At 55.5% G+C, this 24,154-nt stretch carries 21 protein-coding genes; 9 read left to right on the top strand and 12 right to left on the bottom strand.

Features of this window, described 5'->3' with window-relative positions:
* Positions 1 to 6 precede the first annotated feature (6 nt).
* The 12 genes from larC to LBO03_05510 all read right to left on the bottom strand — a co-directional run bounded on the left by larC (position 7) and on the right by LBO03_05510 (position 12,801).
* A complete protein-coding gene (gene larC, locus LBO03_05565) occupies positions 7 to 1,200 on the bottom strand; it encodes a nickel pincer cofactor biosynthesis protein LarC (GenBank protein MDR3349056.1) in 1,194 nt (397 codons plus the stop codon).
* A 6-nt stretch (positions 1,201 to 1,206) separates the two neighbouring features.
* Positions 1,207 to 1,977, bottom strand: a complete 771-nt coding sequence (gene larB / locus LBO03_05560; protein ID MDR3349055.1) for a nickel pincer cofactor biosynthesis protein LarB — start codon at positions 1,975 to 1,977, stop codon at positions 1,207 to 1,209.
* The gene (locus LBO03_05555) at positions 1,974 to 2,519 is read right to left on the bottom strand and encodes a shikimate kinase (GenBank protein MDR3349054.1); all 546 of its coding nucleotides are present in this window, start codon (positions 2,517 to 2,519) and stop codon (positions 1,974 to 1,976) included. Before LBO03_05555 ends, larB begins: the two co-directional genes overlap by 4 nt.
* Entirely contained in the window at positions 2,519 to 4,510 is a 1,992-nt protein-coding gene (gene tkt / locus LBO03_05550) for a transketolase (protein MDR3349053.1), read from the bottom strand. Before tkt ends, LBO03_05555 begins: the two co-directional genes overlap by 1 nt.
* A 101-nt stretch (positions 4,511 to 4,611) precedes the next feature.
* The gene (fusA, locus tag LBO03_05545; protein ID MDR3349052.1) at positions 4,612 to 6,684 is read right to left on the bottom strand and encodes an elongation factor G; all 2,073 of its coding nucleotides are present in this window, start codon (positions 6,682 to 6,684) and stop codon (positions 4,612 to 4,614) included.
* 217 nt (positions 6,685 to 6,901) lie between these two features.
* Complete coding sequence (ndk, locus tag LBO03_05540; protein ID MDR3349051.1) at positions 6,902 to 7,315, bottom strand: nucleoside-diphosphate kinase; 414 nt, start codon at positions 7,313 to 7,315, stop codon at positions 6,902 to 6,904.
* Between the two features lie 43 nt (positions 7,316 to 7,358).
* On the bottom strand, positions 7,359 to 8,447 hold the full coding sequence (locus LBO03_05535; GenBank protein MDR3349050.1) for a M42 family metallopeptidase: 1,089 nt from the start codon (positions 8,445 to 8,447) through the stop codon (positions 7,359 to 7,361).
* 48 nt (positions 8,448 to 8,495) lie between these two features.
* On the bottom strand, positions 8,496 to 8,849 hold the full coding sequence (locus tag LBO03_05530) for a DUF3870 domain-containing protein (protein ID MDR3349049.1): 354 nt from the start codon (positions 8,847 to 8,849) through the stop codon (positions 8,496 to 8,498).
* 53 nt (positions 8,850 to 8,902) lie between these two features.
* Positions 8,903 to 9,727, bottom strand: coding sequence for an Asp23/Gls24 family envelope stress response protein (locus LBO03_05525; protein MDR3349048.1), 825 nt, complete (start codon positions 9,725 to 9,727; stop codon positions 8,903 to 8,905).
* Between the two features lie 62 nt (positions 9,728 to 9,789).
* Positions 9,790 to 10,602 (bottom strand): PHP domain-containing protein, encoded by an 813-nt coding sequence (locus LBO03_05520; protein ID MDR3349047.1) that lies wholly within the window; start codon positions 10,600 to 10,602, stop codon positions 9,790 to 9,792.
* A complete protein-coding gene (locus LBO03_05515; GenBank protein ID MDR3349046.1) occupies positions 10,596 to 12,071 on the bottom strand; it encodes a leucyl aminopeptidase in 1,476 nt (491 codons plus the stop codon). Before LBO03_05515 ends, LBO03_05520 begins: the two co-directional genes overlap by 7 nt.
* Positions 12,072 to 12,363: 292 nt before the next feature.
* Complete coding sequence (locus LBO03_05510; GenBank protein MDR3349045.1) at positions 12,364 to 12,801, bottom strand: hypothetical protein; 438 nt, start codon at positions 12,799 to 12,801, stop codon at positions 12,364 to 12,366.
* 75 nt (positions 12,802 to 12,876) lie between these two features.
* Between LBO03_05510 and LBO03_05505 the strand changes: the two genes are divergently transcribed.
* From LBO03_05505 to LBO03_05465, 9 genes are all read left to right on the top strand, one after another.
* On the top strand, positions 12,877 to 14,022 hold the full coding sequence (locus tag LBO03_05505; GenBank protein MDR3349044.1) for an efflux RND transporter periplasmic adaptor subunit: 1,146 nt from the start codon (positions 12,877 to 12,879) through the stop codon (positions 14,020 to 14,022).
* A gap of 17 nt (positions 14,023 to 14,039) precedes the next feature.
* Positions 14,040 to 17,204: a multidrug efflux RND transporter permease subunit gene (locus tag LBO03_05500; protein ID MDR3349043.1), complete on the top strand. Its 3,165-nt coding sequence runs from the start codon at positions 14,040 to 14,042 to the stop codon at positions 17,202 to 17,204.
* A 216-nt stretch (positions 17,205 to 17,420) separates the two neighbouring features.
* A complete protein-coding gene (locus LBO03_05495; GenBank protein ID MDR3349042.1) occupies positions 17,421 to 18,296 on the top strand; it encodes a substrate-binding domain-containing protein in 876 nt (291 codons plus the stop codon).
* A complete protein-coding gene (gene pstC, locus LBO03_05490; protein MDR3349041.1) occupies positions 18,289 to 19,146 on the top strand; it encodes a phosphate ABC transporter permease subunit PstC in 858 nt (285 codons plus the stop codon). Before LBO03_05495 ends, pstC begins: the two co-directional genes overlap by 8 nt.
* Positions 19,143 to 19,964: a phosphate ABC transporter permease PstA gene (gene pstA, locus LBO03_05485; GenBank protein ID MDR3349040.1), complete on the top strand. Its 822-nt coding sequence runs from the start codon at positions 19,143 to 19,145 to the stop codon at positions 19,962 to 19,964. The genes pstC and pstA overlap by 4 nt, the downstream gene beginning before the upstream one ends.
* A gap of 5 nt (positions 19,965 to 19,969) precedes the next feature.
* Positions 19,970 to 20,719 carry a phosphate ABC transporter ATP-binding protein PstB gene (gene pstB, locus LBO03_05480; protein ID MDR3349039.1) on the top strand — a complete coding sequence of 250 codons (750 nt, stop codon included), beginning with the start codon at positions 19,970 to 19,972 and terminating at the stop codon, positions 20,717 to 20,719.
* Positions 20,719 to 21,384 carry a phosphate signaling complex protein PhoU gene (gene phoU / locus LBO03_05475; protein ID MDR3349038.1) on the top strand — a complete coding sequence of 222 codons (666 nt, stop codon included), beginning with the start codon at positions 20,719 to 20,721 and terminating at the stop codon, positions 21,382 to 21,384. Before pstB ends, phoU begins: the two co-directional genes overlap by 1 nt.
* 13 nt (positions 21,385 to 21,397) lie before the next feature.
* Complete coding sequence (locus tag LBO03_05470; protein MDR3349037.1) at positions 21,398 to 22,084, top strand: response regulator transcription factor; 687 nt, start codon at positions 21,398 to 21,400, stop codon at positions 22,082 to 22,084.
* A gap of 5 nt (positions 22,085 to 22,089) precedes the next feature.
* A complete protein-coding gene (locus LBO03_05465) occupies positions 22,090 to 23,691 on the top strand; it encodes a hypothetical protein (GenBank protein ID MDR3349036.1) in 1,602 nt (533 codons plus the stop codon).
* Positions 23,692 to 24,154: the final 463 nt, after the last annotated feature.

Raw genomic sequence — 24,154 nt, 5'->3', positions numbered from 1 at the left:
TCGCCCTCACTCGCTTTCTTTTTGCGCCGCGAACCGCATGGCCGCCTGCCAGATTTCTTTTATCGGGCGGCCGGTCAGGGCGGAAAGATTGCTGCAATCTTCAAATTCCGGCGCCATGTTTATGATCTTGCCGTCAAGCTTGCCGTATTTGATATGCATGTCGCCATATAACGGCAGTTTTATCTTTTCGGTGTACCTTTCCAGCACGTTGCGTCCCACGCTATAATAGCGCACGCCTAAAGTGCTTGTTTCGGAAAAAACTATCTTTGCGATATCGTCAAGCAGAAAATCCTGCAAAAGCACCGACAATAGGCACGCCGGGCGGCCTTTCTTCATAATGATCGGGGTTACCCAGGCGTCCGATGCGCCTGCGGCGAAAAGTTTATTGATAACATGGCTGTAAATCTGCGGATTCATGTCATCAATATTTGTTTCCATGACAAGCATTTTTTTCCTGTTTTCTTTTGGCGCTATTTCTCCCTTTATGACCCTCAGCGCGTTCGGAATGTCCAGATCGTAGCTGCCGGCGCCGTATCCTATGCGCTCGCTGACAAATCCGTCCGGGACGCTTTGGCTGACCTGGGCGACTGCGGCAAGTATCGCCGCTCCGGTAGGCGTCGCCAGTTCTTTTTCAATATCGCCTTCATAAAAGGGAATGCTTCGCAGCAATTCCACAGTTGCCGGCGCGGGAACAGGCATACGCCCGTGGCCGCACTGCGTGAAACCAAAACCCGTCCTCACTCTCGAAACAAACACCGATTCAATGCTTAGCCAATCCAGGCAAACGGCGGCGCTCACTATATCGACAATCGCATCGGCCGCCCCCACTTCGTGAAAGTGAACGTCTTCGACGGCTATGCCATGAACCTTGGCCTCCGCCCGCGCCAAAAAGACGAAGATGTCAATAGCTTTCTGTTTGGTTTTCAAGTCGAGCAAAGACTTGTCGATCAAAGACACTATTCCGCTGAGGCCGCGATGCCCGTGCGCCCCGCCCTCATGCGCGTCTTTAATGTTGACCTCTGCGTAAGTTGAGGCAATGCCGCATTTCATCACTTTACGTATGGACAGTTCGTAGCCTGGCAAGTTCAGCATGCCCAGCCGCTCGCGCAAATGTTCTTCGGGAACGCCTAAATCAAGCAGCGCCCCCATAAACATATTTCCACTGATTCCGCTAAAAGCATCCACATACAAAGCCCGCATTTCAATTCACCTCATTTTATTTATTAAAGCAGCCAACCGCCCGGCGCCAAATCCATTGTCTATGTTGACTACGCCTACACCGGCGGCGCAACTGTTGAGCATGGACAAAAGCGCCGAAAGCCCGCCAAAATTGGCCCCGTAGCCAACGCTGGTGGGAACCGCTATGACCGGTTTGTCGACAAGCCCGCCGACTACGCTGGCCAACGCGCCTTCCATGCCGGCCGCGACCACGCATACATTAGCTTTGCGGATGAGATCGAGGTTGGCGAACAGACGGTGTATCCCGGCCACGCCGACATCAAAGACCCGCTCGACTTTATTGCCCATCACCTCCGCCGTCAGCGCCGCTTCTTCCGCCACCGGCGCATCGCTCGTTCCGGCAGTTATTACGGCGATGTAGCGCTGCTGGTCCACTACGGGCTTTTCGTTCATGACCACGATCATGCGGGCCTGTTCATTATAAAAAGCGTCCGGCAGGGCTTTTTTTACTTGCGCGAAAAATTCCGGCCCCGCCCTGCTGGCCAAAACGTTCCGCCCCTTCGCGGCAAGGCTTTTTACTATGGCCGTTACCTGTTCCGCGCCCTTTCCCTCACAATACACCACTTCGGGAAAACCCTGCCGCTTCATGCGCGCATGGTCAATCTTGGCAAAACCGAGATCTTCGACGCAGCCCGCGCTCAACTCCCGCATCGCCTCTTCGTGGCTGAGGCGGCCTGTTTTGTATTGACGCAATATAAAAGAAATATCTTTCAATTCCCCGTCCATTTCGTCTCTCATTGAAAATCCGCGTTTTGCGGGATAAACCCTGTTTTCAGCAAAAACAGCCTGATTTCCCCGATTATCTCCGAAAAGCTTCTGCCGTCCGTGTCCACGGCACATTCCGCCTTGGCGTAATGCGGCTCGCGCGCTTTAAGCAAAGAGGCTATCCTCTCTATCCGCTCGCCGCCCTGCAAAAGCGGCCGGCCGGCATCGGCTGCCGTACGCCGCAGTATAACGGCGGGGGACGCCCGGAGGCAGATGATATGCGCCCGCCTCGACAGTTCGGAGAAATTATCCTCGCGCACAATCGCGCCGCCGCCGGTGGCTATAACCTGCCCGTTTCGGGCGGCGACAACTTTCAGCGCCCTGCTTTCCGTTTCGCGGAAAAATTCCTCCCCGTTTTGCGCGAATATCTCGGGAATGGGTTTCCCCTGCGCTTTCTCAATCTCCTCATCCGTATCGACAAACGCCATGCCCAGTTTTTCCGCAAGCAGGCGCCCGACCGTTGTCTTGCCTGTGCCCATAAAGCCTACCAGCGCGATATTGCCTTTGCCGGGCATCACGCGCCAATGATCCGGCGGGCTTTGTCTACGACATTGGCCACGCTGAAGCCAAGTTTTTCATATACTTCGCCTCCCGGCGCCGATTGCCCGAAACGATCAAGGGCAAGTATGTTTTCCGGGCGGACGGCGTATTTTTCCCAGCCGTGCGGTACGCCCGCCTCAACCGCCAGCGCCGGCGCGCTTTTCGGTATAGTCCGCGCCCGATATTCTTCGCTTTGGCTGTCAAATAGCTCCCAGCTGCACAGGGAAACCACGCGCGCGTTTATCCCCAGCCCGGCAAGTTCTTTTTGCGCCGCCAGGACCAGCGCCACTTCCGAGCCGGCCGCCACCAGAGTTATGTCCAGAGGGGAGGCCGATTCCGCGCTGATTACATATCCGCCCTTTTCCGCCCCGGCCTTGATTGCATCGGAAAAAGCGCCCAACACCGGCACTTTTTGCCTAGTAAGGACAAGCGCCGCCGGCTTTCGGCCATTTATTGCCACCCGCCACGCCTCGGCTGTCTCCAGCGCGTCCGCCGGGCGCAGGACAAGCAAACCGGGAATGATTCTAAGGCTCATGGTCTGCTCAACCGGCTGATGGGTCGGCCCGTCCTCGCCGACCGCTATGCTGTCGTGAGTAAACACAAATATCACATGTACGCCCATCAGCGCCGCCAACCTGACCGCCGGCCGCATAAAATCGGCAAATACCAGAAAAGTCGCGCAATAAGGCACAAACCCGCCGTGCAGAGCCATGCCGTTGGCAATGGCCGCCATCGCCTGCTCGCGCACGCCGAAATGTATGTTCCGCCCGGCAGGGTCAGCGCGGGAAAAATCGCCCGCGCCGTTTACATAGGTCTTGTTGGAAGGAGCAAGGTCAGCGGAACCGCCGCACAAAGAAGGAACCAACGCGGACAGCTTTTGCAGTATGAGCCCGGATGCCTCGCGCGTGGACGTCTGCTTAATGTCGGCAAAAATGCCGGACAGATCGCCGCTTTCCACTCTGAAGCCGCTTTTCCAGCGTTCGGCCAACTCTTTCGCCAAAGCGCCGTACTCTTTTTCATAGGCGGAAAAAAGCGCTTCCCATTGCGCCCGCTTTCTGGCCATAACCTTGCTTTTTTCCGCAAAATACTCCTTTACTTCTGCCGGCGCCGTAAACGGCCGCTCTCCGGGAACGCCCAGCTTTTCTTTGGTTCTGGCCGCGTTTTCCGCTCCCAGCGGCTCGCCGTGGGCAGCCGGGGTGTCTTGTTTGGGGCTGGCAAAACCAATGTGCGTACGAACCATGATCAAAGACGGTTTGTCGGCTGTTTCCCTGGCTTTACGGATCGCCAAAGCCAGGGCGCCTATGTCTTCCGCGTCCCCGACCTGCCTGACGTCCCAGCCGTAAGCCTCAAAACGCGCCCGCACATCTTCCGTAAAGACGATTTCCGTCGAGCCTTCGATCGTTATCTTGTTGTCATCGTATAAATAAATCACCTTGCCCAACCCCAGGGCGCCGGCCAGCGAAGCCGCCTCGGCCGCCACCCCTTCCATCATGTCGCCGTCGGAGACTATGCCGTAAACATAATGGCTGACAATCTCAAATCCCGGCCGGTTGTATTGGGCGGCAAGCATCTTCTCGGCGATCGCCATGCCGATGCCGGTGGCAAATCCGTGCCCAAGCGGGCCGGTAGTCGCCTCAACTCCTGCGGTATGGCCGTATTCGGGATGCCCCGGCGTTTTTGAGTTCCATTGGCGGAATTTTTTAAGTTCCTCCATGGAAAGGTCAAACCCGCTCAAATGAAGCATGGCGTAATAAAGCGCGGAACCGTGTCCCGCCGATAAAACGAACCGATCGCGGCCTTCCCAGCGGGGACAGGCGGGGTCATAGTTTAAAAATTCCTTCCATATGGCGTACATTAACGGCGCGGCCCCCAGCGGAAAACCGGGATGCCCGGAACTTGCCGCCTCAATCGCGTCTATGGACAAAGTGCGCAAAGCGGTGATGGCCTTACGGTCGATAGGTTCCATTTTGCAAACCTCCATATTATATGGCGGCAAGCCCCGCCTCAACGTTCGGCGGATCCTGCCCTTATTGCGCCCCACCGGGGAGCGGCGCGCCAAAGCCGCCGTCAATCCTCGGAATTTTTAACGCCGGCTTTGGCGATTATTTCTTCCGCTATTTTTTGCGGCACTTCGTCATAATGTGAAAAAGCCATGTCAAAACTGCCTCTGCCTTGGGTCATGGAACGCAAATCGACCGCGTATTTCAAAAGTTCCGAATAAGGGACCTGCGCCTTGACGCAGCCAAGCCCGTCGCCGATCGGCTCCATGCCGATTATGCGCCCGCGTTTGCTGTTAAAATCCCCGATTATGTCGCCCATGTTGCCTTCCGGCACGATCACCTGCACGTTGTAAACAGGTTCAAGCAAAACCGGCTTCGCTTGGATAGCGGCTTTTTTGAAAGCCTGGTGGCTGGCGATTTTGAAAGCCATTTCGGAAGAGTCGACCGTATGGTAAGAACCGTCAACTAAATTTATTTTTATATCGACAACCGGATACCCCGCCAGGACGCCGCCCTGTATGGCCTCGCGCATCCCTTTTTCCACCGCCGGTATGTATTGGCGCGGCACCGCGCCGCCGAAAATCGAATCGACAAACTGGAATCCCTCGCCGGGCGCAAGCGGTTCCAGCTCAACGACCACATGCCCGTATTGCCCATGCCCGCCGCTTTGTTTTTTGTGTTTCCCTTCCACCCGCGCCTTTCCCCGGACGGTCTCCCGGTAGGCGACGGTCTGGGGTTTGAGTATGGCTTCCACGCTGAATTTGCGTTTCAGTTTTTCCATTATGACATCAAGATGCTGATCGCCTATGCCGCTGACCAGCTTTTCCTTCGTTTCGGAATTTTTGTCCAAGAGGAAAGTCTGGTCTTCGTCCATCAGCCGCGAAAGCGCCTGCCCAATCTTGTCCTCATCGGCTTTATTTTTGGCCTCGATGCATAAAGTGTACATCGGTTTGGGGAAATCGATCGGCGGAAAAAGCATTGGCCTGTCCTTGTCGCCGATGCTGTCGCCGGTAGCGGTGTCCTGCAATTTGGCGATGACGCCGATGTCGCCCGCGACAATCTCTTTAAGGGGTATCTGGTTCTTGCCGCGCAGGGTGAAAAGATTGCCGACCCTTTCCGTTTTGTCCTTGCTCACGTTATAAATGGCGCCGTCGCCTTTTAAAACGCCGGAGAAAACTTTTACATAACTTAGCCGCCCCACGAAAGGATCGGTAGTCGTTTTAAATACCAGGGCGTTCAATAAATCGTCGGCTTTGCGCAAAACTTCCTCCCCGGACTTTTTGTCGGTTACGGCAAACTCTTTTTCCACCGCCGCCGGCATGTAATCGACTATCGCATCCATGACCCGCCCCATGCCTATGCTCTTTAAAGCCGAACCAACCACTACCGGATATATTTTGGCGTTTCTTATCCCATTGACAATGCCGCGCATGATCTCTTCTTCCGTGAGTTTCTCGCCTTCCAAAAATTTCGCGATCATCTCGTCGTCTGTTTCCGCAGCCGCTTCCACCATCGCTTCATACGCCTTGCCGGCGGCATCCATAAATTCCGCCGGTATTTCCTGCTCAACCGAACTATTGCCCTGCTGGAAATACGCTTTCATTTTCAAAAGATCAATAATGCCTTTAAATCCCGCTTCCGCGCCGATCGGCATCTGCACCGGCAAAATGCCCGCCCCCATCTTGACGCGCAATTCTTCTACTACATTGCTAAAATCGGCGTTTTCGCGATCCATTTTGTTGATCATTATTACGCGCGGCAATTTAAGCTCATTGGCGTAACGCCATACTTTTTCCGTTTCAACTTCAACCCCCGAAGCCGCGCATACAACTACCAAAGCGCTTTCAGCCGCCCTGAGCGCGCTTTTTACTTCGCCAACGAAATCAGCGTAGCCGGGGGTGTCAAGAAAATTTATTTTCTGCCCGCGCCATTCGACAGGAGCGAGCGCCATGCCGATACTGCTTTTGCGCTTTGTTTCCTCCGCCTCAAAGTCGGTGGTGGCATTGCCGTCTTCAATGCGCCCCATCCTGGTTATAGCGCCGGAACGATAAAGCAGCGCCTCCGCGACCGAAGTCTTGCCGGCCCCGCCATGCGCGATTATTGCTACGTTGCGGATTTTGTCGCCTTTGTAATCTTTCAAAGTAAATCCCTCCAGCAATCAAATAAAATCCTTGTTACGTATGGTTTGTTTTCCCTATATTACTTACTGTTCCCAGATTAAAATCATACTGCCGTTACGGCCAATTTACCGCCCTGCCGTGTTCCAAAGCCTCGCCGAGCCCACGGGATCCGCCTGCGTTTTGCGCCGCGCAGCCTTTAAGGGGCGTTTTAATATGGGAACAGCATTGAAGCGACAATCAATATATTTCGCCTATGGCAAAGAAGTTGGCTATTTCCCTTGCGGCGCTCTCTTCGCCGTCCGAGCCGTGCACTATGTTCTGGGACACGGTCAGGGCAAAATCGCCGCGGATAGAGCCCGGGACGGCGTCAAGCGGATTGGTGGCGCCCATCATGGAACGCACGGCTTTTATGGCGTTTTCCCCCTCCACCACCATTGCCGCGACCGGCCCTGACGTGATAAATTCCACCAATTCATCGAAAAAGGGCTTGCCGGCGTGTTCGCCGTAGTGTCTTTTCGCTTGCGCCTCGCTCATCTTGATCATTTTCAGCCCGATTATTTTTAAACTGCGGCGCTCAAAACGCGCGATCACTTCGCCAATAAGATTTTTCCGTACCCCGTCGGGTTTCACCATTACATAAGTTCGTTGCACAATCTTACCCTCCTTAAATCCCGGCCGTTTTGCTCCCGGCGCGTCAACTGCGCAGAGCTTCGCAGAGCTTTTTGTCCAAACGTTTGACCAGCGCCGTCAAAAGCCTGACCGCCGCCTGGTAATCCTGGTAGTGAATAATGCTTTGATGGCTGTGGATATAACGGGTGGGCAGACTTAACGTCAAAGTCGGCACGCCCGACCCCTGAAGGTGAATTTTGCCGCCGTCGGTTCCGCCGCCCTCGGAAAAAGCGAACTGATATTTTATTTTTTCTTTTTGCGCCGTTTCTATGGTCAAATCGCGCAAAGCGGTGTTAGGGACAAGTGAAGCGTCATAAATAGTAACGGCGATGCCGCCGCCCAGTTTTGCCGACGCTATATCGTCGCTTATCCCCGGCGTGCCGCCGGCGATGGCTGTATCTACCACCAGGGCCACATCTGGCCGCAACATATTGGCGGAGGTTATGGCGCCCCGCAAGCCGACTTCTTCCTGAACCGTCCCCACCGCGCAGATTGTATTGGGATGGCCTTCGCCGACAAGCCGCTCCAGCGCTTCCGCCATGATCGCGCAGCCGGCGCGGTTGTCCCAAGCCTTGCCCAAAAGGTAGTTTTTATTGCCCATAACGGCAAAACTACATTCCGGCGTAACAAAATCGCCCGGCCTGACGCCCAGGATTTCGGTAACTTCCTGGCCGTCGTCCGCCCCGACGTCTATGAACATATCTTTTTTATCGACTATTTTTTTGCGTTCCTCCGCCGTCAGTATGTGCGGCGGCTTGCTGCCGATGATACCGACGATGTCGCCTTTTTCCGCGTGAACCGTAACCCTCTGCCCAAGCATCACCTGCTCCCACCAGCCGCCTAAAGGGACGAATTTCAAAAACCCTTCTTTGGTTATATGTTTTACCATGAACCCAACTTCGTCCATGTGCGCCGCAATCATCACCCGCGGCCCGTCGCCGCCCGCGCCTTTGTGCGTTATGGCAACGCTGCCGAGGCCGTCGGAAGAAATATCCCCCAGGCCTTGTACGCGCTCTGTCAGCAATGCTTTTATTCTTTTTTCAAACCCTGTTACCCCTTTGGCTTCCGAAAAGCGCTTCAGCCATTCCAGTGATTTATCGCCTTGTACCGGCATAACATCCTCCCCCCGCTCGCCCAGCGCCGCAACCGCCCCGTTTCGCTGTCAAGTCTCGTCTTTGGCGTCTTGCGCCATTTCCTGTTTGTAACTGCGGTACTTGTCATAAATGATTCTGATAACAGTCGTTACCGCTTTTTTCGCGCTGCCTTGATATACTTTGTCGAGCATCTGCTGCAAAGGCTCGTTGCCTCGGTTCAAATCATAACCCGCGATGGATTTTGAAACATGCCGCCTGGCCAGTTCCGTAGCCAGCGTGCAATCGGCCTCCACTACCACGCCGGTACTGATGTCCACCAAGACGACAATGCCGATAAGCTTATACATTTCGCTGGCGGTAATGCCTGTGGGAAGTTTGGCATAGCCGGAAAACAGCACCAAATTGTCGCGCGGATTGTACATGACGCATCTCCTTCCTGAAAATTCTCAAAAAAGCCGGCCTCACGCCTGAAAAATCACCTGACTGCCAGACGGCGGACGAACACGTTTACGGCAATCACGTCAATCAAGGTCATCAATTCCACCTGCTGCTTGATTAAGCGCCGCGCCACGGCGGCCACTTCGTTGATAACCGTCCCGTAGAGCAAAACGGTCTCCACGTTAATGAAAATGCCGCCGTTGTTTTCCTTTTCCGATTTTCTTATGTTTACGCTGAGCACGCCTTTAATTTCCTTTATCTCAGCCGCCGACAACTTGACTATGTCCTCAATCGCCGAATCGGCTATCAGCATTTTCCCGTACATGCTGAAAGTCGGCCGGACTATTGACTTTGCGGCATAGTCGTGCGTATGGCGGCTTTGGGAAAAAAAGCCGCGAAAAGGATCTATAAAGTAGCCCGAGTAATGCGGCTTTAATTCCACCGCCGGGACGGGCACGACATGTTTGCCTTCTTTGTAACGGCTGTCTTTGGCGCGGGCAATTTCGCGTTTGGTCGATACGTCCTCTATGTCGATGAATTTATTCGGCTCCGGCATGCCAAGCTTTCCGGCAATGCGCCTAACCATGGCCTCGGATGTCCCAAGGATCAGTATTTTTTCCGGCTTTGCCCGCATTACGGCTTCGCGCACGGCTTTAACGTGAGCGTCATCATTAAAAATAGCCCTTTTCACGGCCATTATACGATTTTGCTCGTTTTTGGCGGAAATCCCCGCCCATATTTTCCCTTCACGGATAAGCAGCCCATCGTCAATAATCGCATCGGCGCCTTCATCGCGGGCGATCTTTTGCGCTTTATAACTTTTGCCTGTTCCGGCCGGGCCGACAAACGCCACTACTTCCACGCCAACGCCTTTCCTGCGGTCAAGATTGTCTTTCTTCTAATATTATCATATATTGCGTATTTTCACCACAAATTCAATAATTCTGCGGATATTGCGTAAACGCCAAGTTTATGGGGATATTTGTTTTTTATGCCATGAAAATCCGAGCCGCCGCTTATTTTTAACCCATGAAGCCGCGCGAACGCTTTGTAATGCTTTACCTGTTCCGGCGTATGCTGCGGATAATAAGCCTCTATCGCGTCTACGCCGAGCCGCGCGGCTTCCTCCAGCACGCCCTGATCTTTTATCCCGTAAGGATGCGCCATAACCGCCAGGCCTTTGGCGGCATGCGCCAGCGCAATCGCTTCCTCAAGCGACGGCTTTAAATGCGCAACATACGCCGGCCCGTTATTATAAAGCAATTTGTCGAAAGCTTCGTGCACGTAACGGAAATAGCCCCTTTGTACCAGCGCGGCGGCGACATGCGGCCGCCCGAGAGCTTTTGCGCCATCGCCCGCCGCCGCGAAAACCTCCTTTGGCGTGAGGTTGTAGCCAAGCTTTTCCAGTTTGGCCAAAATTTTATGCACCCGGCTTTCGCGGTCGGCGTCGAAAGCGCGCAACCGCTCCAAAAGCCGCGGCTCCTGATCATCTATGGCCAAGGCCAGCATATGCACTTCGTCTGCGCCGGCTTCAATGGAAAACTCCACTCCGTTTACCAGCGACAAAGGTATTTTTTCCCGTTTTATTGTATCTGCGGCTTCCCGGCAGCCGCTCACGGCGTCATGGTCGGTTATCGCCAGCGCGGCTATTTTGGCCGCGCCCGCCATACGGACAATTTCCGACGGCGAATATACGCCGTCGGAAATTGTCGTATGGCAGTGAAAATCGACTAACACGCCAGCACCTGCCTGGCCGTTTGGATAAGCAGCCTGACGCCGAAACCGCTGGCGCCTTTTACGGCGTAGCCGACAGTTTTTTTCGCCATGTCGGTATTGCCTATGTCAATATGTACCCAAGGCTTATCGGTAAATTCACCGATAAACATGCCGCCCGTAATCATCCCGCCATTGCGGCCGCCGCTGTTTTTGATGTCGGCGACGTCGCTTTTATTGTATTCTTTAAATTCATCAAAGCTCGGCATCTGCCAACATCTTTCCCCGCTTATCCTGCCGGCGGCAACTACCCTGTCGCACAATTCCTGGTTGCTGGCCACCACGCCGGCGACGAAATCGCCGAGCGCGATGGATGCCGCGCCGGTCAAAGTGGCTATGTCGATTATCTTCGCTGCGGACAGTTTCGCCCCCGCGTACCAGACCGCGTCCGCCAAAATCATTCGCCCTTCGCAGTCGGTCGATATTATTTCAATCGTCTTGCCGGAGGCGGACGTTACTATATCGCCGGGCCGCGAAGCAGTCCCTGACGGCATATTCTCTACGCAGGGAATGACGCCGACGATGTTTATCGGCAATTTCAGCCGGGCGATCGCGCAAACCGCAGCCAAGACAACGGCCGCGCCGCCCATGTCGTTCTTCATGTCGCCCATGCCCGCCGCCGGTTTGATGGAAATGCCGCCGGAATCAAAAGTAACGCCCTTGCCCACAAAGGCGATTTTTTCTCCGCCTTTGCCCTTGCCCACGTATTCGAGCACCAAAAGTTTGGGTGGCTGCGCGGAACCTTTGGACACGCTGAGCAAAGCTCCCATCCCTAACTTTTCCATATCCTGTTCTTCGAGTATTTTTAAGGCCACTCCCGCCTCGGCGGCCATTTTTTCCGCTTCCCGCGCCAAGCTTTCCGGGTAGATCACGTTGGCCGGGCTGTTGATCAAATCGCGGGCCAGGTTGACGCTCGCGCCGATACATTCGGCTTCTTTAACCGCCGTTTCGATGCCCGCCGCGCCGGAAACCGCCAAGAGGACTTTGTTCAGCGTTTCCGAATTTTTTTCGGTTTTATACCGATCGAATACATAGCCGCCCAAAATGGCTCCTTCCGCAAAGGCGCCTATCCTGCCGCCATCGCCGGCCAGGGCGTCCGGGAAACAAACGGCCGGCGAGCGCTGTTTGCCGGCGGCGCAGGCACGGGCTATATTGCCGCCCAGCGTACGCGACTTCTCCTGAGTAAATTCTTCTATGGCGCCGGCCCCGGCCAGCAGCAATTTGATTGCCGGCCGGCCGTCCACGTAGAAAAAACATTCCCGGCCAAATTCCGTCAATTCCGGCTCTTCTTTTAAAATTGACAGAACTTTTGCCTTCAAAGCCCCGGGCAAAAGGGAAGAAACCGCCGCCTTTTTTCCGACTTTTCCCGCCAGCACGGCCAATTCCCGCTGCCCGTCCGGCAAAGCGCCCAATACCTGTACCTGAATATTCATAAAATCACTGCTTTCCAATTTTTTTCTCTGAATGTTATCGTCCGCTATTTATTTTATCCTAAATACATGGCCGTTGTCCAATGCTCAACCTGCCGCGGACGGAAAATTTCCCCCTGCCCGCATTTTCGCAAGCGGACGCAAAGCCGCCGCCTGGGCCGGCAGATCGTCTTTATGCCCCATTACGCGCAATACGGACGCGCTGGCCGACATGCCGCCGTCTTTTTTCAGGCGCGGCCGCGGCTACTTTGATGCGCGCCTTCTCCTGTTTCAACCCGCAAAATTTTCAGCATTTTCAACGTCCCTCCCAAACGGCCATTTTCCCGCAAACAATCCCCAACTGCATAAAAAGCTTGCCGATTATATGCTGTATTTGCTTTTCCACGGAATTGACGCCGCCATAAAAGGTCCGCATGGGCGGGAACACAACGCAGCCGTTGTCGGCGGCCTCTTTGATGTTGCGCAGGTGTATCCGGCTCAAAGGCATCTCGCGCGGCACGATTATCACCCGGCGGTTTTCTTTGAGGCAGACGTCGGCCGCCCGGAGCAAAAGGTTGTCATTGTTTTTTGTAAGGCCCTTGCCAAAGCGGCTTTTCCGCGTTTTTTCCGCAAGGGGCCGGACGGCCGCAAACTGACTGCCCAGCGCTTCTTTCGCGGCGGCGATTTTCGCCTCTTTCCTTTTGCGTTGTTTTGTGTTAGGATAATATATCAACGCCCTGACCGCAAGCGGCAAATGCCGCCCCCGCGCGGAGCGGTTCACGGAATCACGTTCTTTAGCAGATTTGCGGTTTTTAAGGAGGATCAGGCAATGAGTTCTACTATGAAAAAATTTCGGCGCGTACCGGCGATCGCAGCCGCGCTGTTTGTTTTGGCCGGCTGCGGCAGAAGCGCGCCGCCCGCGCCGCCGCCCGTCCCGGTAAAAACAATGGCGGCCGTCAAAAAAGACGTCAGCATCGTCAACGAATATGCCGGGCAAATACAGGGGAAAAACGAAGTGCGCGTTCAGTCCAGGGTATCCGGCCATGTAACGGAAAAGCTGATCGCCGGCGGGCAGTCGGTCAAAAAAGGCCAGCCGCTTTTTAAAATCGACAGCCGCCCGTATGTCAGCGCCCTTTTGTCGGCCCAAGCCCAGCTTGCCCAGGCGCAGGCGGTTTTAAACAACACAAAAATCGACACGCAAAGATACCGCGAGCTTTACAATGCGTCCGCCATCGCCGAACAGGCTCTGACGGCGCAGGAGGCGAACGAACGCCAACAACAGGCGATAGTGGACGCGCAGGCGGCCATTTTGCAGAAGGCGCGCGACGACTTGAGCGACACGCTCATCGCCTCGCCCATTGACGGGCGGCTGCGCGTAGACGATGTCAGCGTCGGCACTTATGTACAGCCGGGCGGCGCGCCGCTGGTAACGGTTGACGTCATAGACCCGGTATTTGCCGTGTTCAATATGAGCGAAACAGAATATCTCGGCCTAAGCCGCGCCTACGGCGGCGACCTGTCCGAGGGCTGGGGGGGGCGCGTCGACATAACCTTGTCAAACGGCGAAACTTACCCGCTGCCCGGGCAAGTCGCGCAGATAGACCGCGCGCTCGACAACAACAGCGGCACTATTATAATAAAAGCTTCTTTCGCCAATCCCGGCGGAACCCTTGTCCCCGGCATGTTCGTCCGCGCGCGGATAGCGGGCGCGCCCGCCAAAGCCGCCGTCCTGGCCCCGCAGCGCGCGGTGCAGCAAGTGCTTGACAAGTCCTATGTTATGACCTTGACCGCCGAAAACAAAGTGGCGGCAAGGCAAATAACCTTGGGCAGAAAAACCGGCAGTTTCCAGATAGTGGAAACCGGCCTGTCCGCCGGCGAGGCCGTCATCGTGGAAGGGCTGGCCAAAGTCAGGGACGGCCAGGTCGTAACGCCGTCCCTTGTGCGGCCGGAAGATTTAAACCTTGTTTTTGAGTAATCCAGGAGGTAGGGAAAGTGGCAAAATTTTTCATTGACCGCCCGATTTTCGCGATAGTCATTTCTGTCCTCATCGTGATCAGCGGCTCTATCGCCGGGTTGAACCTGCCGATTGCCCAGTATCCGCAAATCCAGCCGCCAACGGTTTCTGTAGAGACGACTTACATAGGCGCCAATGCCGGCGCGGTAAACCAGTCGGTCGCCCAGGTCATAGAAGAGCAGGTAAACGGCGTGCAGGGCATGGACTACATGTCGTCCATGTCAGACGATGCCGGCCGCTACAGCCTGTCGGTGGTGTTTGAACTCGGGATGGACGGCGACATAGCCTCCGTAAAAGTGCAAAACAATGTTTCCCAGGCTAACGCCAGCCTCCCTGCCGAAGTCCGGGAATACGGCATAGTAACCAAAAAAGCCGCCGCCGATATGTCGCTGATCGTTACTTTCTATTCCCCGCAGGGTACGCACGACAGTACCTTTTTGTACAATTATGTAAAAATATATGTGCTTGACGCGATAAAGCGGGTCAACGGCGTCGGCGACGTCATGGTCTTCGGTTCCGACCTGGCCAGGCGCATCTGGATTAACCCCGACCGGCTGGCGGAACTTAACCTTACGGTCAACGATGTAATCGCCGCCGTACAAGATCAAAACATGCAGGCGGCGGCCGGCACGATCGGCGGCATGCCCGTGGACAGCAAGCAGGAAGTGCAGTATACCGGGCGAGCGAGAGGGCGGCTGGAAAGCATCGAGGAATTTGGCGACATCATCGTCAGGGCCAATCCCAACGGTTCCTTCATATTTTTGAAAGACCTGGCCCATATCGAAAACGCCGGCCGGGTACTGACCTTCGATTCCAAACTCAACGGAAAGAACGCGCTTGGATTGGCCGTGCAGCTTACCAGCGACGCCAACGCCCTAAAGACCATCGGCGAAGTAAAAGAAACGCTGGCGCGCGCGGCCGCCGATTTGCCTCCCGATGCGGAATACGCCGTAGTAGTTGACAATACCGAATATATATCGTCATCTCTGGAAGAAGTCGCCATGACCTTTTTTGAAGCGCTTTTTCTGGTAATCGTCATAGTGTTCGTCTTCCTGCAAAGCTGGCGGGCAACGCTTATCCCCATACTGGCGGTGCCGGTTTCGCTCATCGGCACTTTTGCCTCTTTCGTGGCGCTGGGCTTTACCATAAACACTTTGACCCTTTTCGCCATGGTCTTGGCCATCGGCCTGGTAGTTGACGATGCGATCGTCGTGATTGAAGCGGTCGAGCATCACATGCGGGCAAACAACCTCAGCCCGCGCGAAGCCACCCGCCGCGCCATGGCCGAAGTTTCCGGGCCGGTTGTGGCCATCGCCTTTGTCCTTTCGTCGGTATTCATACCGGTAGCTTTTCTGGGCGGCATGCTGGGCGTTCTGTACCGCCAGTTCGCCCTGACCATCGCCATTTCCGTGGGGCTTTCGGCTTTCATCGCCCTTTCTCTGACCCCCGCCCTGTGCGCATCGCTTTTAAAGCCGCACAAGGAACAGGCGGGCGGATTTTTGGGCGGGTTTTTCACAAAGTTCAACGCCTGGTTTGAGCGCATGACCGAATCTTACGGTCAAACCGTGCAAAAACTCATCGGATGCGCCAAATATGTGGTCATATTCCTCCTGATCGTATTCGCCTTTACGGGCGTGCTCGTCAAAACCGTGCGCTCCACTTTCATTCCGGAAGAAGATCAGGCTTTCGTCATAGCGTCCGCCAGCCTGCCGGACGGAGCCAGCATGAACAGGACGATAGACTTTATGGACCGCTTCGGCAAGGACGTGCAAACCATCCCCGGCGTAAAGCAGGTAATGGCGATTTCCGGGTTTGACGTTTTATCCGATGGCGCCAAAACCAGCGCCGGCACCATGTTCATCAGCCTTACCGACTGGTCGGAGCGCAAAAGCGCCGCTATGCGGATAAACGCTATCATCGCCCGTGTAATGGAAAAAGCGCACAACTATCCCGAAGCGTCCGTAATCGCCATGAACCCGCCGTCCCTGCCCGGCCTTGGCATGGTCGGGGGCTTTACGATGGTGTTGCAGGACATCGTCGGCCACGGCGACGAAGAAACCGCCGCCGCGCTCGACAAGCTGCTTTTGGCCGCCAACACCCGCACCGCCGGCGTAACCGGCGTCTATACCACCTACAGCGCCAAAGCGCCGGCCATAGAGTTTGAAGTCGACCGCGAAAAAGCAAAGGCGCTGGGCGTGCCGCTAAAAGACATATTCGATGCCATGCAGGTCAATTTCGGCGGCGCGGAAATTAACGACTTCAATCTCTTCGGCCGCGCCTACAGGGTATCCATACAGGCCGCCTCCCCTTACCGCGGCGAAACGGAGGCTTTGCGCTTCATTTACGTCCGTTCGGCCAATGGCGCCATGATTCCGCTCAATACGCTCGTTACGCCAAAGATAACCACCGCGCCGTCCAACATCTCCCGTTTCAACGCCGCCCGCAGCCTGCCGGTAAACGGTTCGGTCGCGCCCGGCTACAGTTCCGGCCAGGCCATAGCGGCCATGGAGTCTTTAGCCGCGGCTGAACTGCCGCCCGGTTTTGCCGTGGAATGGTCCGGGCAAAGCCGCGAAGAGAAAAAAGCCGGCGCCGCCGCCGAACAAATAATGGCCCTGGCACTGGTCTTTGTGTTTCTGTGCCTGGCGGCGCTTTATGAAAGCTGGTCCGTCCCTTACGCCGTTCTTTTGTCCGTCCCCACCGCCATCTTCGGCGCGTTTTTGTCGCAATACGCCGCCGGCCTGGAAAACAGCGTTTATATGCAAATCGGCGTCATCGCCCTGATCGGCCTGGCCGCAAAAAACGCCATACTCATCGTCGAGTTCGCGAAGGTAAGAGTAGATAACGGCATGCCGCCGCTCATAGCCGCCATTGAGGCTTCAAAGCTCAGGCTGCGCCCCATTCTTATGACTTCGCTCGCCTTTATCATCGGCTGTATACCGCTGATAGCCGCCAGCGGCGCCGGGGCGGGGGCGAGAAACGCCATGGGCACGGCGGTCGTGGGCGGCATGACGATCGCCACCTCTTTGGGCATTTTCATCATACCAGTGCTTTTTGTCATCGTGGAATGGATCACGGAAAGGCTCGGGCTGCGCAATAAAACAGGCGGCGCCCCCGAGCATAATCCGCCGCCCCGGGCGGACTAAGCCGCGCGGCGCCCGCTTTTTGCCCTAAGAACCATCCCCGGCCGGCAATGCCGGCCGGGGATGGTTCTTTATGTTTTCGGACGCCTTTTCCACCGAACGATATTTTACCTGTTTTTCACAAAACCCCGCGTTTGCTTTTTACATCGGGCGAATATACTTTGAATATGCCGGGGCGGAACTGTCCGCCCGGAATAAACAGGGAAAGAAGGGGTAATTATGCACAGGTTACTAAAAGCAGGTATTTTATTGCTGGCGCTGTTCACGTTGTTCGCGGCATTTTCCCGGGGGAAGGCGCAAGCGGCCTTTGAAAGGGGCAAAAGCATAACGGTGGTTTCCCGCGAGAGCGGCAGCGGCACCAGGGGGGCTTTTATTGAGCTATTGGGGATCGAGGCCAGGACGCCGGACGGCGCGCGCAAGGACATGACCACCAAAGAGGCGATCATCGCCAATAAAACCGACGTAATGATTTCCAATGTGGCCAACGCCCCTTACGCTATCGGCTATATCTCGCTCGGATCGCTAAACAGCAGCGTCAAAGCCTTGATCGTCGACGGCGTGGCGGCTACCACCGGCAACGTGAAAAACGGCTCGTACAAGATTTCGCGCCCTTTCATGCTGGCGACCGGCAGCAACCTAAGCGCCCTGGCCGGTGATTTCATCGGGTTCATCCTCTCCGCCGAAGGCCAAAAGGTCGTCTCGAACGGCTACATCCCCGTAAACAGCGCGGCCGCCGCCTACAAAGGCTCAAGGCCGTCCGGCAAAATAACGGTCGCCGGTTCTTCTTCCGTAACGCCGATCATGGAAAAACTCAAAGAAGCCTATATCGCCTTAAATCCCGCCGCTGCCATCGAAATTCAGATGAGCGACTCCACGTCCGGGATGCTGGCAGCGATAAATGGTTCCTGCGACATAGGCATGGCGAGCCGCGATCTTAAAAGCAGCGAATTGGAGCGGCTTAAAGCCATCCCCATCGCCCTTGACGGCATAGCCGTGATCGTCAACCGGGAAAATCCCGTCAGCGGCATGACCAGCCGCCAGATCAAAGATGTTTTCACCGGCGCGCTCGAATATTGGAGCCAGATCGGTGAATAACCGTAAAGAACACTTTATGCGGGCAGTTTTCATTTGTTCAGCGCTGACCTCTGTTTTAGCGGTCGCGCTGATCTGCCTGTTTTTGTTTGCCAACGGCTTGCCGGCGATCTGGGAAATAGGGCTGGGCAACTTCTTGTTCGGCGAAGAGTGGGCGCCTAACGATGTGCCGCCGTCTTTCGGCATCTACCCCATGATCCTCGGCAGCGTTTACATCACCGGCGGCGCTGTTTTGCTGGGAGCGCCCATCGGCGTGCTGACGGCGGTATTCATGTCCAAGCTGTGCCCAAAAGGGCTTTGCCGCTTTCTGCAGCCGCTGGTGGAACTGTTGGCCGGCATTCCCTCGATCGTTTACGGTTTCTTCGGCATTGTTACGATAGCGCCGCTGATCAGGTTCTTTTTTGGCGGCAGCGGCAGCAGCATACTGACCGCGTCCATCCTGTTGGCGCTAATGATCCTGCCGACCATCATCTGCATTACGGAAAGCGCCCTGAACGCTCTGGCGCCCGAATTGTACGATGGGGCGGCGGCGCTTGGCGCGAGCCGGGAGCGAATAATTTTCGCCGTGCTGCTGCCGGCCGCGAAATCGGGGGTGCTGGCGGCCATTGTGCTTGGAATCGGCCGAGCCGTCGGGGAGACTATGGCGGTGATCATGGTCGCGGGCAACCAAGCGCGCGCGCCGGTGGGGATACTGCGGGGCGCGCGCACCCTCACCGCCAACATAGTCCTTGAAATGGGCTACGCGGCCGACCTGCACAGGGGGGCGCTGATCGGAACGGGCGTCGTGCTGTTTGTCTTTATACTCATTATCAACCTTTTGTTTTCTTCTTTGCAAACCGGAGGGCAAAAATGACAAAAAAACCATGGGACTTGTTTTATTTCACCCTCTCTTGCCTGTCCGCCTTTTTTACTTTTGCCGCCCTGTTTTTCCTGATCGGCTATGTCGCGATAAACGGCGCGGCTTACATAACGCCGTCTTTGTTCGCGTTTTCTTATAATACGGAAAACGTGTCGCTTTTCCCCGCGCTTTTGACCACCATTTTCATGATAATCCTTTCGCTCGCCGTAAGCGCGCCGATAGGCATATTTACCGCCATTTACTTGGTCGAGTACGCCAAGCGGGGCAACCGGCTCGTGCGCGTCATCCGCGTAACGATGGAGACCTTGGCCGGCATACCCTCAATCGTCTACGGCCTGTTCGGGATGCTTTTTTTCGTCATCTGGCTGGGTTGGGGGTTTTCCTTGCTGGCCGGGACATTTACGGTTTCCATAATGATTTTGCCTTTGTTGGTGCGGACAACCGAAGAAAGCCTCAAAGCCACGCCCGACATCTACCGGGAAGGCGCTTTCGGGCTGGGCGCGGGCAAGCTGCGCACGGTGTTTAAAGTCGTGCTGCCGTCGGCCGCGCCCGGCATACTCGCGGGCGTGATTTTGGCCATCGGCAGGATCGCGGGCGAAACCGCCGCGCTTATCTACACGGCGGGGACGGTGGCGCAAATACCGCAAAATCTTTTTTCGTCCGGCCGGACATTGTCCGTACACATGTACGCCCTCTCCAGCGAAGGGCTCTACAGCGGCCAGGCCTACGCCACGGCGGTCATACTCCTGCTGACGGTGATTTTGCTGAACTTTCTGGCGGCAATAATGACAAAACAGATCAAAAAGGACTGAACCGCATGGACAAATTTAATTTAAGCAACGTGCAGTTGTGGTACAATAATTTTAAAGCATTGCACAACATTTCCATGGACATCGCAGAAAACGAAGTTACGGCCTTCATCGGCCCGTCCGGCTGCGGCAAATCCACCCTGCTCAAAAGCCTCAACCGCCTCAACGACTTAGTGGACGGCTGCAAAATCAGCGGCAGCATAAGGCTTGACGGCAAAGACATTTACAAAGACCCTGACGTCAACCGCCTGCGCAAAAGGGTCGGCATGGTATTTCAAAAGCCCAACCCCGTCCCCATGACCATTTATGACTATATCGCTTTCGGGGCGCGCACGCACGGGATAACGGCCAAGCGCAAACTTGACGAGGTCATTGAAAAAGCCCTGCGGGACGCGGCTATTTGGGACGAAGTAAAAGACCGACTGCACAAAACTGCCCTCAGCCTCTCCGGGGGACAGCAGCAGCGGCTGTGCATCGCGCGGGCACTGGCCGTGTCGCCGGAAGTCATCTTGATGGACGAGCCGACCTCCGCCCTCGATCCCATATCCACCGCCAAAATCGAAGATCTGGCGGTGGACTTAAAGAAAAATTACACCGTCGTCATCGTTACCCACAACATGCAGCAGGCGGCCCGCATATCTGACAAAACGGCCTTTTTTCTCCTGGGCGTTTTGGTGGAATACGGCGCTACCGAACGAGTATTTTCCGTCCCCAAGGACAAAAGGTGCGAAGACTACATCACGGGGAGGTTTGGGTGATGCGCGGAAAATTTGAAGAACAACTGTCCATTTTAAGCGCCATGCTTACGGAAATGGGCGCGCTGGCGGAGACGGCGATCGCCGCCAGCGCGGAAGCGCTGGAAAAACCGGACGCCGCGCTCGCCGGACAGGCGATCGCCCTTGACCAGGACGTCGACAATAAAACAAAGGAAATAGAGAGCCTGTGCCTAAAGCTACTGTTGCATCAGCAACCCGTGGCCACAGATTTGCGGCTCATATCCTCGGTGCTCAAGATGAGCACCGACTTAAAGCGCATAGGCAACCAGGCCGTAAACATCGCGGAACTGGCCGCCGCCCTGAACGAGCCGCCCTACAGCGGCAAACTTGAATATGTGCTGCGCATGAGCGAGGCCGCCCAAAAAATGGTTACAGGCTGCATAGACGCGTTTGTGCACAAAGACGCGCGGCTGGCCGAACAGGTCATTGCCTATGACGACGTGGTGGACGATCTGTTCGCGAAAGCCAGGCTCAACCTCATCGAGTTGATCAGAAAAGACGGCGGCGGGGCGGAACAGGCGATAAATTTGATCATGATCGCCAAGTATCTGGAAAGAATCGGCGATCACGCCGTGAACATCGCGGGCTGGATCATATTTTATATAACAGGCGGCCCGGCCGGGCAAAAAGAGCAAAAGGCAACCTAAGGGGCGGTGCGCCATGCCGGCGAAAGCGGTTTTCATTGAAGACGACGAAGACATACGCGATCTTGTCCTTTATGCCTTGAAGTCGCATGGCTTTTTGTGCGAAGGCTTCGAGAGCGGGGAGCCTTTTTTCCGAGAGCTGGAAAAAAGCGCCCTCCTGCCTGACATCATCTTACTGGACATTATGCTGCCGGTCTGCGACGGTTTTCTCATACTGAAAAAGCTGCGCGCGCACAGCCGCTACCGTACCGTACCGGTCATCATGCTGAGCGCCAAAAGCAGCGAATTTGACAAGGTAAAGGGCCTTGACCTCGGCGCGGACGACTACATAGCCAAACCCTTCGGCGTAACCGAACTCGTCGCACGCGTCAACGCCGTCCTGCGCCGAACCGGCGCGCACGAAAAAGACGACGGCCCGCTCGTTTACCAAAACATTGTGCTGGACAGCAAGCGGCACTTTACCGCCGTGGACGGGCACAAAATTTCGCTGACCTTTACGGAATTTGAACTGTTGCAATACCTCCTGCTGAACACGGACATTGTCCTTAGCCGGGACAAACTCATGGAGATGGTATGGGGGCAGGAATTTGAAGGCGAAAGCCGCACGGTCGACGCGCATATCAAATCGCTGCGGCAAAAAATGGGCGCGGCCGGCAAACACATAAAGACCGTACGCAATGTTGGGTATAAAATAGGAGAATAAAATCCTTGCAAAAGCGCATCTTCTGTTTCATGGTTTTTTCCGCCGTTTTTATGCTGCTCTTTTTCGCCGTGTCTTTAAGCGCGGTTTTCAGCGGCCGCTTGGAAACGCAAATTAAAGAAAGCTTGAAAACCCTTCGCCTATCTTACATTGATCCTACGGGAAAAGTAATATTTGACAATTTTGCCGATCCCGGCAGTCTTGACAGCCATAAAGACCGGGAGGAAATAATTGATGCCGCGCGAAAAGGTACAGGCAGCGTCAGCCGCTTTTCCGAAACCTTGGGCAAGGTTACGCATTATTACGCCGTGGCGCTTCCGGGCGGCAACATACTGCGCTTGGCGGTTACGGCCGACCTTATCGACAAAATGGCCTGGAGCTTTTTCCCCGCGCTTGTCGGCTGCCTGCTGCCAGCCGTTTTTGTTTCTTTCGTCCTGTCCCGCTGGCTCACCGGCAAAATCGTCGGCAAAATAGACCGCATCGACATAGAAGCCGAAGAAACGGACACTTACGATGAATTTTTGCCTTTTTTGCGAAAAATCGCCGCCCAGAAAAAAGAAATAGCGGAACACTTTGCGGCGCTGGAGACCAAAACAGCCATTTTGCGGACGGTTACCGACAACATGCGGGAAGGCCTGTTGATCGTCGACAGAAAATCAACGGTCGTCATGGCCAACAAAAGCGTTGCCGGCCTTTTCGGCGATCCTTGCCCCCCCGGGAAAAACATCATACAGCTTTGCCGCGACACCGGATTCCTCGAGAGGCTGAAAACCTGCCTGGCCGGGCAGGAGACCCAAACCGTCCTGCGCCGCGGCCGCAAAACATACAGCGTTTTCTGTAACCCGATCCGCGAAGGGGAAAACAAGGGCGGCGCGGCCGTTTTGTTCATCGATACGACCGAATGGCACGCGGCGCAAGAGCAGCGCAAAGAGTTTTCCGCCAATGTGTCGCACGAACTGAAAACCCCGCTTACCACCATTAGCGCCCTCGCGGAAATGATTGCCGACCGGACGGCCAAAGAGGAGGACGCGCGGGTTTTCGCGCAAAAAATCCATGCCCAGGCCAAAAGGCTCATAAACATCATCGAAGACATAATAATGATCGCGGAATTTGACGAAGGGGCGGCGACAGGCGAATGCGCCGCTTTCGATCTTCGCGCGGTCGCGGAAGAAGCGGCCGCCGGCCTGAAAGAAAAGGCCGCCGGGCGCAGCGTGTCCATAAACATAAAAGACGGCCCGCCTTTTTACATAGCGGCCAACCGGAACATGCTTGACCGGCTTTTTTACAATCTGATCGATAACGCCGTCAAATACAACCGGGAAGGCGGCCGGGTGGACATAGAATTGTCGGATGAGAACGAATTTTGCCTGATAACCGTTGCCGACACCGGCATCGGCATACCGGCGCGGCACATCGGCCACATATTCGAGCGTTTCTACCGGGCGGATAAATCCCGCTCCAAAAAGACCGGCGGCGCCGGGCTCGGCCTTGCCATAGTAAAACATATTGCGGAAGCGCACCAGGGCAAAATCGATATTGACAGCGTCGAAAACGAAGGGACGCGCATAACTTGTTTTATTCCCCGGGACGGCCACCGCCCGCGCGCCTGAAAAGCAAACGCTCCGCGCCAATCCGCCCTTGCCGGCGGGAAAATCGGCATTGGCAATTTCGGCCGGCGGCATAGTTTGGCAAAAAGTCCCTTGGGTCGGCCACGCAAACTGTTGCGCGAGCCTTGTTAATGGTGGCGGCGGCAAACAAAATGGCGGTTCGATGGGCAATAAACGCGCTGGGGGCGAAGCCGTCCGCGAAAAGCTTGCGGGCCTGTCAGTCCTTTTTCTTTGGCAACGGCACGGCAAAGATTTGCGCCTCCCTCCGCCTGGCCGATAGCGGGAACTGCGCGGGCAGGGGGTTTTTCTTTCTCCCGCACGGTGAACGGGCGAGGTGTTTTTATTTGACAATACGGCGCAATTTATATATTATGATAGCGTAAACATATAGCGGCAAAATAAGAAAGTTCGGCTGGTTCGTTTCCTTGGGCGGCGGCAGGGATTTGGCCGTCTGCGGCCGCCTCTT

The organism is Acidaminococcales bacterium (genome assembly GCA_031290885.1).
Lineage (GTDB): Bacteria > Bacillota > Negativicutes > Acidaminococcales > JAISLQ01 > JAISLQ01.
The sequence above is the reverse complement of the archived record's forward strand: the minus strand, read 5'-3'. Positions and strand labels throughout refer to the sequence as shown.

What these genes read in the sequence shown, in the direction of transcription:
- pstB (MDR3349039.1), top strand. Translation starts at nt 19,970, where the DNA reads ATGGACAAATTTAATTTAAGCAACGTGCAGTTGTGGTACAATAATTTT.
- pstA (MDR3349040.1), top strand. Translation starts at nt 19,143, where the DNA reads ATGACAAAAAAACCATGGGACTTGTTTTATTTCACCCTCTCTTGCCTG.
- larC (MDR3349056.1), bottom strand. Translation starts at nt 1,200, where the DNA reads ATGCGGGCTTTGTATGTGGATGCTTTTAGCGGAATCAGTGGAAATATG.
- LBO03_05495 (MDR3349042.1), top strand. Translation starts at nt 17,421, where the DNA reads ATGCACAGGTTACTAAAAGCAGGTATTTTATTGCTGGCGCTGTTCACG.
- larB (MDR3349055.1), bottom strand. Translation starts at nt 1,977, where the DNA reads ATGAGAGACGAAATGGACGGGGAATTGAAAGATATTTCTTTTATATTG.
- LBO03_05505 (MDR3349044.1), top strand. Translation starts at nt 12,877, where the DNA reads ATGAGTTCTACTATGAAAAAATTTCGGCGCGTACCGGCGATCGCAGCC.
- LBO03_05515 (MDR3349046.1), bottom strand. Translation starts at nt 12,071, where the DNA reads ATGAATATTCAGGTACAGGTATTGGGCGCTTTGCCGGACGGGCAGCGG.
- LBO03_05530 (MDR3349049.1), bottom strand. Translation starts at nt 8,849, where the DNA reads ATGTACAATCCGCGCGACAATTTGGTGCTGTTTTCCGGCTATGCCAAA.
- LBO03_05535 (MDR3349050.1), bottom strand. Translation starts at nt 8,447, where the DNA reads ATGCCGGTACAAGGCGATAAATCACTGGAATGGCTGAAGCGCTTTTCG.
- LBO03_05470 (MDR3349037.1), top strand. Translation starts at nt 21,398, where the DNA reads ATGCCGGCGAAAGCGGTTTTCATTGAAGACGACGAAGACATACGCGAT.
- phoU (MDR3349038.1), top strand. Translation starts at nt 20,719, where the DNA reads ATGCGCGGAAAATTTGAAGAACAACTGTCCATTTTAAGCGCCATGCTT.
- tkt (MDR3349053.1), bottom strand. Translation starts at nt 4,510, where the DNA reads ATGGAACCTATCGACCGTAAGGCCATCACCGCTTTGCGCACTTTGTCC.
- LBO03_05555 (MDR3349054.1), bottom strand. Translation starts at nt 2,519, where the DNA reads ATGCCCGGCAAAGGCAATATCGCGCTGGTAGGCTTTATGGGCACAGGC.